Raw genomic sequence first — 13,061 nt, 5'->3', positions numbered from 1 at the left:
TAAGAGATGCTCTGTCAACTTGGTGGGGTAATTAATATCTAATAATTATTTTATAGTAGTATCATGTTTACTTCAAATGGTTATTAATATTCCAATTCTTTTCAAACTATTTAGTATATAATAGTTATTTAGTATATTTATAATGTAATTTTATATTATGAATGCTAAGAATAATTTATTTGAAAAAGGGTATATATTTATTGATGTCTTTAAGTATGCTATCATAAATGTTAGACATGTTAATAAATTATTGAGGTGAAACAGAATGTGGAATTTTATTAAAGGTTTATTTAAATTTGTATTCGGTACAATTCTTACTGTATCGTTAGCAGCAGGAATAGGTGCTGTTGTATTTGCTTATATTTTCAAAAAAGACTTTGAAGATATCGAAAATAAAACAAAAGAAATCGTTTCAGACATCGAATCTAATAATTAATTACTGATAGAACACTTTTAAGTGTTCTATTTTTTTTAGCCTCCGTACATCTGCAGAATGAAGATGGTACGGAGGCTTATGCAGTCGAAAGACTGAGAATTAAGTGTATCCAATAATTGACTTTTAATTCGACTTTGGTTGGTGCTTTAGATTTATGTTTGTGATATCAAAAAGCGATAATTTTATTGTGTTTGAAGTAGCAAGTGGATATCCTTCCAAATACATATGAAGCATATCAATATTCTTAATTTCCAATGTGATATATTCTAACCAACCATTCTTATAGTATTCGATATTCACTGGTGTATTCGCATGTAGTGCTTGATGTAGTTGAATATTGAGTTCATTTAATTGATCGTCTGATAAAATAGGACGGTCAATTTTATTTTGATCAATGATATGTTGTTGTACTGCCTCAAATTGTTCGGGTAACGTTGCAAAAGGCGCCCATTTAACCATACCACGCCCTTGTGGAATATTAGGATTTAATTTTTCTCTAGGTATTTTTCTGTAATCTGTTTCTTTATTATTATATTTACTTGAAAGCATCCAATCACCTCAACTTAATAATAGAACACTTGTTCGTATTATTGCAAGTTATTTTTCAATATTTAATAAAACATTGATTCCAATGTCTGAAAACTCAGTTATCTTATAAAAGAAAGTAGATAATAATTAAAATGAAAGTTAGAAAATGATAAGTTTAATTAAGATAAGTCAGTTCAATAAAAGTAAAATATATTTATGTCATGCAAGTTTCAATAGGATTATTTATAAACGGCGTATTAACGCTAAAACCATTATATTGTCATTTAGTATTAATATTTATTAAAATGAAAGTATCATAATATGGAGGGGTTTACATGACTACAGTAGGATATATCGGTTCATATACGAAAAAAGAGGGAAAGGGCATTTACCGTTTTGAATTAGATGAACAAACAGGAACGGTTGTCGAGGTAGAAACGGGTTATGAATTAGAAGCATCAACATACGTGAATCAGCATCATTCATTTTTATATGCTGTCACACGTGAAGGTGAAGACTGCGGTATCGCAAGTTTTAAAATAGAAAAAGATAGCAAACTTAGCCTTATTAATAAATGTTTAGCTTCAACAAAAGGTAGCGGATGTTATGTTTCAGTTTCACCAGATGGAAAATATATCTTTGAGGCAGTTTATGGTGCAGGACTGGCTCGTATTTATGAAGCGAATCCGACTACTGGTGAAGTTATTCGTTTAATCCAAGAGTTAACACATGACTATCCAACAGGCCCATTAGAAAGACAAGAGCAACCTCATGTCCATTACCTTGGTATAACGCCAGATGAAAAATATGTGGTAGCCATGGATTTAGGGACTGACAAGATTGTGACATATGAATTTGGAGATAATGGCTACAGTGAATATGCTGTATATGATTTTGAGCCCGGAGATGGGCCACGACATATTTCATTCCATGAAAATGGCAAAATTGCTTATGTTGTACATGAATTATCAAATATTGTAAGTGTTATGGCATATGAAAATGGTGAGTTCTCAGAAATTGAACGCCATGCAACAATACCCGAAAATTTTGAAGGTGCAACAAAATTAGCTGCAGTAAGATTATCTCATGATCAAAAATTCCTATATATCAGCAATAGAGGACATGATAGTATAGCTATATTTAAAGTTGGAGACAATGGATCAACAATTTCACTTGTAGATATAGTAGCGAGCGGCGGAGCATTTCCACGTGATTTTAATATTCCTGAATCAGATGATTTCTTAGTTTGCGCTCACCAAGAAGGTAATTATGAAGTAGTTGTATTTAAGCGAGATAAAGTTACTGGGAAATTAGAGAAATCAGATGAATCACAAAATGCGCCAGAAGGTGTTTGTGTTCAGTTCTTAAAATAAAAACAAACGATAAGAAGCCCGAAAACTATATTAAGTTTTCGGGCTTTAATATATCAAAATACTATTTGTTGAAAAATGCTTTAATATATCAAAATACTATTTGTTGAAAAATACTTTAATATATCAAAATACTATTTGTTGAAAAATGCTTTAATATATCAAAATACTATTTGTTGAAAAATGCTTTAATATATTTAAATTTTCCTTTATAAGGAGGGAACAATAGGCTTGATTCAAGCCTTGTAGATTTGAAAATATAAGATTTATCATGGCTAAAAGTATCAAATGAGTATTTTCCATGATATTTTCCTATACCGGAAGCACCAACACCGCCAAAAGGTAAGTTAGGATTTGCTAAATGCATAAGGGTATCATTGATTGCACCGCCACCAAATGATAATTCATTTAATATTCTCTCTGAACTGTTTTCATCTTCACTAAATAAATAAAGACTTAGTGGTTTAGGTTTAGTACGTATTAAATCAATTGCTTCGTCAAAATCATCATAAGCTATAATAGGTAAAATTGGGCCAAAAATTTCATTTTCCATAATTTTTGAATCGAAAGTAGTACCTTCTAAAATCGTAGGTGCAATAAAATTTTCATTAATGTCAGTTTGACCACCGAAAGTAATTTCAGGGTAATGGATATTTAATAATTCGTTTAAACGATGATAATGTTTTTGGTTTACAATTCGCCCATAGTCTGGACTATCTTGAATATTTGTGCCATAAAATTCAGTGATTGTCTTTTTTAATGCACTGATAAGTTCATCTTTAACTTTACGGTTTACAAGTAAGTAATCCGGTGCAACACAAGTTTGCCCAGCATTTGTAAACTTACCAAAACAAATACGTTCACTTGCAACTTTAATATTTGCACTCTCATCAATGATTGCAGGTGACTTTCCACCAAGCTCTAAAGTTACTGGTGTTAAGTTTTTACTTGCTGCGCCATAAACAACGCGTCCAACCTGTTCACTACCTGTAAAGAAAATATAATCAAAAGGAAATTGAAGTAAAGTTTGAGTTGTATCAGCATTTCCTTGAATGATATTAATATATTCAGGATCAAATGCATCGGCAATAATTTGTTGTATGACACCAGATACATTTGGTGTGAACTCAGAAGGCTTTAGTATCACAGTGTTCCCCGCAGCAATTGCACCAATCAATGGTTCTATTAGTAATTGGAACGGATAGTTAAAAGGTCCAATAATGAGTACTGTGCCATAAGGTTCTTTCATAATGTAGCTTTTAGTAGGGAACATAAATAATGGTGTGTTTACTTGTTTGGTTTTCGCCCAATTTTTAAGTTCTTTACGAGCTGATTTAATATTTTTTAATGTAAAGCCAATCTCAGTTGCATAGGCTTCTACTTTATTTTTACCTAAATCTTCTTGAAAAGCTTCAAGTAATTCACTTTCATAGTTTTTAATACTCTTACTTAATTGCTTGAGTTGCTTTTTTCTGAATTTAAGTGATTTGGTTTCATGAGTATTAAAATATTGTTTACTATTGTGGAAAGATTGTTCTATTGAATTCAAATATTATTCCTCCTAGTATATTGATGATTTAGATAGTTTAAAATGATGGATAAAAAACTGGAACATAATTATTATTATGTTCCAGTTTTTCTATATAGTAAACTATTTAAGTTTTTACTATTACAACGTTATATATTGATAAAGTATGAAATTAACTTAAAGCTTCTGTAATTTGTGGTACCACTTGTTTTTTACGAGATACAACACCTGGTAAAAATGCAGTGTTGTTGTCTAGTCGAACATTGAATGCATTGCCTACTTTATCTTTTTCGGCACCAACGACTAAAATCTTAGAGTCACTGTTGATGATATCAGTTACAAGCAATACAAATAAATCATATTTTTCATTTGTACTTACTTCTAACATTTCTTTTTCTAACTCTTCTTGACGTTGGAATACTTCATCAATATCTACAGTATTAACTTGGCCAATACGTGTAATATAGTCACCCATATTAAATGATTTCGCATCCATATTTAACAGTTCAGATGCAGTTTTATCAGTTGTAGACGCACCTGCTTTTAACATTTCTAGACCATAGGATTCTAAGTCAATGTCTGCAATTGATTTTAAAGCTTCAGCAGCGTCAATATCTTGTTGTGTACAAGTTGGTGATTTAAATAGTAGGCTATCTGAAATGATAGCAGAAATCATTAAACCAGCAATTTCAGGTTTGATTTCAAATCCGCGTTCTTTGTACATTTTGTATAAGATTGTTGCAGTACAACCTACTGGCTCTGCACGATAATACAATGGTGCTGCAGTTTCAAAGTTTGAAATTCTATGATGATCAACGACATGTTGAATTGATGACTTGTCAATCGTATCAGCACTTTGTTGGAATTCATTATGGTCAACTAAAATAACATTTTGATTATTTAAATCATCGCTAAGTAATTCTGGTGTTTCCACATTAAAATGATCTAATGCATATTGAGTTTCAGGTCCTACTTCACCTAAACGATAAGGTGTTGCGTCTGTATTTCCTGTTTGTTGTTCAAAGTCTGCCATAATAATAGCTGATGAAATTGCATCTGTATCTGGATTTTTATGACCGAAAATATAAGTTTTTGCCATGTTTTAATTCTCCTTAATTTTTTATTTAATTTTATTTTATCATGATTTTCTATTGTTATTCTACTTCAGCACCTAATGAATTTTTAAAATGATCTAATGCCCATTGATGTCCTGTTGGATTAAATGAAGCAACACCCTTATGGGAAATTGAAATAGCATATCCCAAATTGTAGGCAGTGATAGCAGTGTGAAGCACGCAAATGTCTGTACATACCCCGACAATTTCTAAATGCGTAATGTTGCGTTCGCGTAACATAATGTCTAAAGGCGTACCACAAAATGAATCATAACGCGTTTTATCTAAATAATGAACATAATCATTAAATAAGATATTTTGATAAATATCATTTACTTTACCGTAGAGTTCTCTTCCAGTGGTGTCTATTATATTATGAGGTGGGAAAAGTTTGTTTTCTGGATGATAACTATTTTCTTCATAATGTAAATCCATAAGAAAAAAGATATTAGCCTGTTTTTTATTATATACTTCAATTCTTTCAACAATATAATTTTCAATTTGTTGCCCAGGAAGGCCACAAGTTAATTTGCCATTATCAGCAACAAAATCATTTGAATAGTCAACAATAATAAGCGCACTATTTTTCATCTAATGTAACACTCCCAAAATTAAGATTATAGTTATTATATACTAAGTACATAAATCATTAAAGGAGCATTTAAAGCGTTTAAAAACTAAATATTAGTTTATTATAAAGTATTAAGTAAGGAGGAAGAGTTGCTAATGATCATTAACGCAATGCAGTTTGGATTAAAAGGTAAGCATAAATGGGCAGATACACGTGCGATTCAAAAAGCATTGAAATATGCTAGAAATCACAAAAACACAACAATTTATATTCCTAAAGGAGAGTATCATATTCATAGGCCGTTGGTAATATATGACTCAACTACTTTGATATTGGATGATGAAGCAGTATTAAAAAGAGTAGGTAAAGATACTTTATTAAAAAACGGTAGATGGTTGAAATCTTATTATGGATACGAAGGTAATGGTGCAATCTGTATTGCTGGTGGCACACTGGATATGAATGGTTATGACTATCCGTATAACAATACAGCAATGTGCATGGGTCATGCTCAAAATATTCAAATTTTAGACGTAACATTTAAAGATGTTGTTGGAGGTCATGCCATAGATGCATGTGGCATCAATGGATTATATATCAATGGCTGCCAATTTTTAGGATTTAAAGATGACAAAGGGGAAAGATTGTTTTCAGAAGCGGTACAAATTGATATACAAGTAAAAGGCGCATTTCCAAAATTCGGTGCAACGGATGGTACGATAACTAAAAATGTAGTGATTGAAAATTGTTATTTTGGAAATTCGAAAACACCTACAATGGGCGCGTGGAATAGAGCGATAGGATCTCACGCGAGTAGATTTAATCAATTTTATGAAAACATACATATTCGTTTTAATACGTTTGAAGGAATAAATCAATATGCACTGACACCTTTAAAATCAAAAGATACTTTTATTCACGATAATATATTCAAAAATTGTGGGGGCGGTATTCGGTTTTTAGCAGTGAAAGATGGTAAAAATGCGCAAGACCTTACCGGTAAGGTAAGAACAACTCAATCTGGAAGTAATTTATATATTTACCAGAATCATTTTATTGGTCATATGTCTAAAGATGCAATTCGAGTGCAAAGTTACCATAACGTAAAACACAAGAATATATTTATTGCACAGAATTATTTTGATAATAAACATCAAAGACTTTATTTAAAAGATATAGAAAATTTGTATCTATCAGATGAAAAAAATATAAACATTAAAAAAATAAACATAAAATAATGATTCTTTATTTTAGTAGTTCTGAATTAAAACACAATATAAAACATATTGTAATTTAATTGAAATTATATTATCTTAAAGAGTAATAATGTAAGAAAATTCAGAAAACAACTAAAATCGGGGGGAACATTATGAATAACATGAACAAAGGGGAATTTAGACGTTCACATTATTTAACATTTTTTTCTGAAAAAAATAAATCTTATAATGCAGGACAGCTGACAGGATTGATTTTAGGGCCACTATTATTTATTTTGACATTGTTAACTTTTCAACCTGAAAATTTATCTTATAAAGGTGTTTTTGTGTTAGCAATTACAATTTGGATAGCTATTTGGTGGATTACTGAAGCAATACCAATTGCAGCAACTAGTTTATTACCATTAATTTTATTGCCTATTGGTCATGTACTTAGCCCGGAAGAAGTATCTGCTCAGTATGGTAATGATATTATCTTCCTATTTTTAGGTGGATTCATACTAGCTATAGCTATGGAAAGATGGAATTTACATACACGTGTAGCATTAACAATTATCAGTATTTTAGGTACAAGTACTGGAAAAATTTTATTAGGTTTTATGATTGCGACAGGGTTTTTATCTATGTTTGTTTCGAACACTGCAGCTGTGATGATTATGATACCGATAGGTTTAGCAATTATTAAAGAAGCAAATGATTTAAAAGGGGAAGAAATGAATGCTACAAGCATCAATAAATTTGAACAATCATTAGTATTAGCTATCGGATATGCAGGAACAATTGGTGGATTAGGAACTTTGATTGGAACGCCACCACTTATTATTCTAAAAGGGCAATATCAATCAGCATTTGGTGAAGAAATCAGCTTTGCCAAATGGATGGTTGTTGGCGTGCCAACGGTCATTGTGCTATTGATTTTAGTATGGTTATATTTGCGTTATGTTGCATTTAAACATGATATGAAGGAACTGCCAGGCGGTCAAAATTTAATTAGAAAAAAATTAGATGAATTAGGCAAGATGAAATATGAAGAAAAAGTAGTACAAGTAATTTTTATATTGGCAAGTTTATTATGGATTAGTAGAGAATTCTTATTGAAAAATTGGTCGTTCACCTCAGAAGTTGCCGACGGTACGATTGCAATGTTTATAGCTGTATTATTATTCTTAATTCCTGCTAAAAATAAAGCGCAACATACACGTATTATTGATTGGAATGTTGCCAAGGACTTGCCATGGGGCGTGCTCATTTTGTTTGGTGGAGGTTTAGCACTTGCTAAAGGTATTTCAGAGAGCGGTTTAGCCACATGGCTAGGGGAACAATTAAAGTTAATCGAAGGTGTCAGTCCATTAATTATCGTCCTTGTCATTACAATATTTGTGTTATTCTTAACAGAAATAACTTCGAATACAGCTACTGCGACTATGATTTTACCTATTCTTGCTACACTTTCTGTTGCAGTTAATGTACATCCACTACTACTTATGGTGCCGGCTGCTATGGCTGCCAATTGTGCTTATATGTTACCGGTTGGTACACCGCCAAATGCTATTGTATTTGGTACTGGAAAAATTAGTATTAAAAAAATGGCATCAGTTGGATTTTGGGTCAATTTGTTGAGTATTATTGTCATTGTGTTAGTGGTTTATTTCTTAGTACCACCAGTATTAGGTATAGATGTTACCAAGCCTTTACCATTAAAATAACTAAAAGCGTCATAGAGCCTGAGGCATATAAAATGTCTCAGGCTCTATTATTGAAATATATAAGATGATAAGTTTTCGAGTTGGAATTTCAGTAAGTTTTACTTTATTAATTAATCGTGATTTAACTTATTGAAAGACCCAATGACTGTAACTTGAAAATCTAAAGTGTTCAAGATTTTAATGACTTTAGATAATTCTTCCGTCAATCCAGTGTCTGCTTGGACGAAAAAGTGATACATACCTAATTGTGTTTTTAAAGGTCTAGACTCAATCCAAGATAAGTTGATGTTAAAAAGTACAAAGGTATTTAGAATACTTGCTAGTAAACCTGGTTTATCAAATTGCGGTGTGATGAGTAACATTGTATCGCTTGCATTGTCCAAATGTTGCGGCTGGTTACTTACGACTAAAAAACGAGTAACATTGTGAGGGAAATCTTGAATGTTTTGTTCTATAGGTTGGAAACCATAAGTTTCCCCGCTACCTAAAGGTGCGATTGCGCCAACTTGGTTAGTTATTTTTTCTAAACTTTGTATTGTGCTATCTACATAATCATATGTGAAGTTATGCTGTTGTATATATTTACTCGTTTGACTAATTGCTGGGCTTATTGAATAAACTTTTGATATATCATTTACTGTAGCATTTTCAGGGCCATATAAAGCAAATTGTATATCTAAATGAATTTCTCCCTGAGCATAAATGTTCTGTTGAGTTAAGGCATCGGCAACAATATTGATTGTACCTTCTATTGAATTTTCGATAGGCACAACAGCAATGCTTTGATCATCTTCTGAGACAGCAGTAACTACTTCATACAAATTAGATTTAGATATATAGTCAAACTCAGACTCTGATTGATATTGTTTTGCCGCTAAATATGAAAATGTTCCTTTTGGACCTAAATAATATAATTTCATTTGACGTTACCCCTTAAATATATGTGTTAATTTTAAAAATTAATGGAAAGGACACCCAGAAGCAGATGATTGCTTTTTATAATAGAAATTTGGTTCTCTCATCTCGTTTTTATATCCATGATGGTAATTAGATACTAGCGTTGGAGATAAAGAGGGTGCTAACCAAGACCATTTACCAGTTACATCTCTTCCATTCTTGCGTTCATTTTTTTCAAATCTTTCAAATTGTTTTGACGCGGTTAAATGATCAACCATTGACACGCCCTCATTTTTAAATGAATGATATACTGCATAATTCAATTCAACTAATGTTCTATCTTTATTAAAAGAATTATTCTTTAGTGTATCAAATTCAAAAGCTTCTGCAACGGTTTCTAGTAAATTATAGCGATATGAATCCGTAAAATTACGCACAGCAATTTCATTTACCATATACCAACCATTGAATGGTGCGGTTGGATATGTGATTCCACCAATTTTCAAGTCCATGCTAGATATAATTGGTACGGCATACCATTTTAATCCAAGCTTTGCTAATTTTGGAAAACGGTCATGTGTAATGGGTACTTCCTTAATTAATTCAGGTTGATAATTATGAAATTTTAATGTTCCCCCAGGAATTTTATAAATTAAAGGTAAAATATCAAAATCAGTATGATTGCTTGTCCACCCTAAATGTTCTGCTAATTGAGTGATTTTTATTTCAGCAGGGTCGCCAACATCTTCATACCCAGCATATCTGATGAGTTGATTATTAAATATTTTTGGTGGGTTTTGAGCGGCAAAAATAGTGATACATGGTTTGATTTTTCCATCATTTGTTGCAAATTGAATATGATTTTCTATTGCGTCTATAAATTCGTGTTCTGACTGAATATGTCTTGCATCTTTGACAGTTAAAGCATCCCAGAATGCACGACCTATACAACGATTTGAATTTCTCCATGCCATCTTAGCACCATATACAAGTTCTTCATTAGTATGTTCATACGTACCTGTTAAGTTGATTTGTGTTTCTATCTGATTTAGTCGTTTTAATATAATATTTTCATTATAATTTAATTCTTTATACATTGTTTGAATAAATGATTTAGCTTCATTTAACATATAAAACACCTCGAACATATTATACGGTATTTTTTCTATTTTTAATGCTTAACTGTGTAATTGTCATGATTTTGTCGCTACTATTTTGAATTTACTACTAACTAAATAATTAATAAATAACAAAATTATATTTAATAATGTGCTGAGTTATAATTGAAGTAATATAGATAAATTTGTTTCAGATATAAACGTTTAATTTTTTGTGTTAAACTAATGAAAAAGCCGATAGGAGAGATAGCGGTGTACCAATTTGAGGATGATACTTTAGTATTACATAATGATTTATATCAAATAAATATGGCGGAGAGTTATTGGAATGATGGTATTCATGAGAGATACGCTGTATTTGATTTATATTTTAGAAATATGCCCTTCAACAGTGGTTATGCAGTGTTTAATGGATTAAAAAGAGTTATAGCTTATATTAATAACTTTCATTTTTCAGAATCGGATATTAAATATTTAAAATCTATTGGTTATCAAGAAGACTTTTTGGAATATTTAAAAGATATGAAATTTACTGGTAATATTCGTTCTATGCAAGAAGGAGAATTATGCTTTGGTAATGAACCTTTATTAAGAGTTGAAGCACCACTCATCCAAGCGCAATTAATTGAAACAATGTTGTTAAATATCGTGAATTTTCACACGTTAATTACTACGAAAGCAAGTAGAATAAAACAAGTAGCGCCCAATGACACATTAATGGAATTTGGAACAAGACGTGCACAAGAAGCGGATGCTGCTTTGTGGGGTGCAAGAGCAGCATATATTGGTGGATTTGATTCAACTAGTAATGTGCGTGCAGGAAAACTTTTTGGTATACCAGTATCAGGGACACATGCGCATGCAATGGTTCAAACATATGGTGATGAATATATTGCATTTAAAAAATATGCAGAACGTCATAAAGATTGCGTGTTCTTAGTTGATACTTTTCATACCTTGAAATCTGGTGTGCCAACAGCGATTAAAGTGGCTAAAGAACTTGGTGATGAAATTAACTTTATTGGTATACGTTTAGATTCTGGTGATATTGCTTATTTATCAAAAGAAGCACGTCGCATGTTAGATGAGGCTGGGTTCACTAAGACTAAAATTATTGCATCAAATGACTTAGATGAGCAAACAATTACAAGTTTGAAATCGCAAGGTGCAAAGGTCGATTCATGGGGAGTTGGTACTAAATTAATTACTGGTTACGACCAGCCAGCCTTAGGTGCTGTATATAAACTTGTGGCAGTTGAAGATGCTTCAGGGAATTATGTAGACCGAATAAAGTTATCTAACAATGCAGAAAAAGTAACAACACCAGGTAAGAAAAATGTGTATCGCATTATTAATAAGAAAACCAACAAAGCTGAGGGTGACTACATAACGTTAGCGCATGAAGATCCTTATGATGAGTCGCCACTTAAATTATTCCATCCTGTTCATACGTATAAGATGAAATTTATAAAGTCTTTTATAGCTAAACCATTACATCATGATATTTTTAAAGCTGGTGAACTCGTTTATGATTTACCGAGCGAAAAGGAAGCGCAAAACTATTTGACGGAAAGTCTTTCATATTTATGGGATGAAAACAAACGTCACCTTAATCCACAAGAGTATCCGGTTGATTTAAGTACAGAATGTTGGGAAAATAAACACAAACGTATATTTGAAGTGGCAGAACATGTGAAGGAGATGGAAGAAGAAAATGAATGAAATTCAAGATATTATCGTTAGAGAAATGAAAGTCAAACCCAACATTGATAGCAAATTAGAAACACGTAATATTGTTCAATTTATAAAAAATTACATCCAATCTCATTCATTTATCAAATCCTTGGTTTTAGGCATTTCAGGAGGACAAGATTCGACTTTAGCTGGTAAGCTGTGTCAAATTGCAGTAAATGAATTAAAGGAAAAGGATATTGATTGTCAATTTATTGCGGTTAAACTACCATATGGCGAACAAAAAGATGCAGATGAAGTTGAAGATGCTTTGAAGTTTATACAACCAGATCGAACAATTACGGTTAACATTAAACCTGCTGTAGATCAAAGTGTACAATCGTTAAAAGAAGCTGGAATTACGCTGACTGATTTCCAAAAAGGGAATGAAAAAGCACGTGAGCGTATGAAAGTACAATTTTCGATTGCATCAAATAAGCAAGGTATCGTAGTGGGAACCGATCACTCAGCGGAAAACTTAACAGGATTTTTTACAAAATATGGTGATGGTGCAGCGGATATTGCCCCGTTATTTGGTCTGGATAAACGTCAAGGACGACAAATCTTAGCGTATTTAGATGCACCAGCACATTTATATGAAAAAATACCAACGGCTGACTTAGAAGAAGATAAACCACAGCTACCAGACGAAGAAGCACTTGGTGTTAGTTATGCTCAAATAGATGATTATTTAGAAGGTAAACAAGTGCCAAAAGAAGCAAAAGCTATCATAGAAAATCATTATATTAAAAATGCACATAAAAGAGAATTAGCTTACACAAGATATACATGGCCAAAGAATCAAACAGATTTCGAATGATTTTAGTGACAAAATAATAAGTTA

At 31.8% G+C, this 13,061-nt stretch carries 12 protein-coding genes; 6 read left to right on the top strand and 6 right to left on the bottom strand.

The features are described 5' to 3' along the window. Positions 1-265 precede the first annotated feature (265 nt). Positions 266-436: a hypothetical protein gene (locus KA873_RS13045; protein WP_019469577.1), complete on the top strand. Its 171-nt coding sequence runs from the start codon at positions 266-268 to the stop codon at positions 434-436. A 123-nt stretch (positions 437-559) separates the two neighbouring features. Here KA873_RS13045 and KA873_RS13040 read toward each other — a convergent pair whose 3' ends face one another. Next, the gene (locus tag KA873_RS13040; RefSeq protein WP_064264581.1) at positions 560-985 is read right to left on the bottom strand and encodes a YolD-like family protein; all 426 of its coding nucleotides are present in this window, start codon (positions 983-985) and stop codon (positions 560-562) included. A gap of 314 nt (positions 986-1,299) precedes the next feature. Here KA873_RS13040 and pglS point away from each other — a divergent pair, with 314 nt between their 5' ends. After that, a complete protein-coding gene (pglS, locus tag KA873_RS13035; RefSeq protein WP_107385055.1) occupies positions 1,300-2,337 on the top strand; it encodes a 6-phosphogluconolactonase in 1,038 nt (345 codons plus the stop codon). A gap of 166 nt (positions 2,338-2,503) precedes the next feature. On the opposite strand, the gene KA873_RS13030 is transcribed toward pglS, so the two are convergent. From KA873_RS13030 to KA873_RS13020, 3 genes are all read right to left on the bottom strand, one after another. After that, positions 2,504-3,883, bottom strand: coding sequence for an aldehyde dehydrogenase (locus KA873_RS13030; protein ID WP_107385056.1), 1,380 nt, complete (start codon positions 3,881-3,883; stop codon positions 2,504-2,506). 151 nt (positions 3,884-4,034) lie between these two features. Next, positions 4,035-4,961, bottom strand: coding sequence for a manganese-dependent inorganic pyrophosphatase (locus tag KA873_RS13025; RefSeq protein ID WP_064264578.1), 927 nt, complete (start codon positions 4,959-4,961; stop codon positions 4,035-4,037). 55 nt (positions 4,962-5,016) lie between these two features. Continuing rightward, on the bottom strand, positions 5,017-5,568 hold the full coding sequence (locus tag KA873_RS13020) for a cysteine hydrolase family protein (protein WP_107505231.1): 552 nt from the start codon (positions 5,566-5,568) through the stop codon (positions 5,017-5,019). A 135-nt stretch (positions 5,569-5,703) separates the two neighbouring features. On the opposite strand from KA873_RS13020, the gene KA873_RS13015 reads away from it, so the two are divergent. Next, complete coding sequence (locus tag KA873_RS13015; RefSeq protein ID WP_107505232.1) at positions 5,704-6,786, top strand: glycosyl hydrolase family 28-related protein; 1,083 nt, start codon at positions 5,704-5,706, stop codon at positions 6,784-6,786. Between the two features lie 131 nt (positions 6,787-6,917). Next, complete coding sequence (locus tag KA873_RS13010) at positions 6,918-8,471, top strand: SLC13 family permease (protein ID WP_107385060.1); 1,554 nt, start codon at positions 6,918-6,920, stop codon at positions 8,469-8,471. Positions 8,472-8,581: 110 nt separating this feature from the next. On the opposite strand, the gene KA873_RS13005 is transcribed toward KA873_RS13010, so the two are convergent. Both KA873_RS13005 and KA873_RS13000 read right to left on the bottom strand, forming a co-directional pair. Beyond that, positions 8,582-9,391, bottom strand: coding sequence for a prephenate dehydratase (locus tag KA873_RS13005; RefSeq protein ID WP_040029803.1), 810 nt, complete (start codon positions 9,389-9,391; stop codon positions 8,582-8,584). A gap of 39 nt (positions 9,392-9,430) precedes the next feature. After that, on the bottom strand, positions 9,431-10,498 hold the full coding sequence (locus KA873_RS13000; protein WP_210140562.1) for a nitric oxide synthase oxygenase: 1,068 nt from the start codon (positions 10,496-10,498) through the stop codon (positions 9,431-9,433). 240 nt (positions 10,499-10,738) lie between these two features. Between KA873_RS13000 and KA873_RS12995 the strand changes: the two genes are divergently transcribed. Both KA873_RS12995 and nadE read left to right on the top strand, forming a co-directional pair. Then, the gene (locus KA873_RS12995) at positions 10,739-12,208 is read left to right on the top strand and encodes a nicotinate phosphoribosyltransferase (protein WP_107385058.1); all 1,470 of its coding nucleotides are present in this window, start codon (positions 10,739-10,741) and stop codon (positions 12,206-12,208) included. Continuing rightward, positions 12,201-13,037 (top strand): ammonia-dependent NAD(+) synthetase, encoded by an 837-nt coding sequence (gene nadE / locus KA873_RS12990; protein WP_064264234.1) that lies wholly within the window; start codon positions 12,201-12,203, stop codon positions 13,035-13,037. The genes KA873_RS12995 and nadE overlap by 8 nt, the downstream gene beginning before the upstream one ends. The last annotated feature ends 24 nt before the right edge of the window (positions 13,038-13,061 follow it).

This window comes from Staphylococcus sp. GDY8P45P, from assembly GCF_017892745.1.
Taxonomy (GTDB): domain Bacteria; phylum Bacillota; class Bacilli; order Staphylococcales; family Staphylococcaceae; genus Staphylococcus; species Staphylococcus cohnii.
Note: the sequence above shows the minus strand (reverse complement) of the source record. Positions and strands in the feature narration are given on the sequence as shown.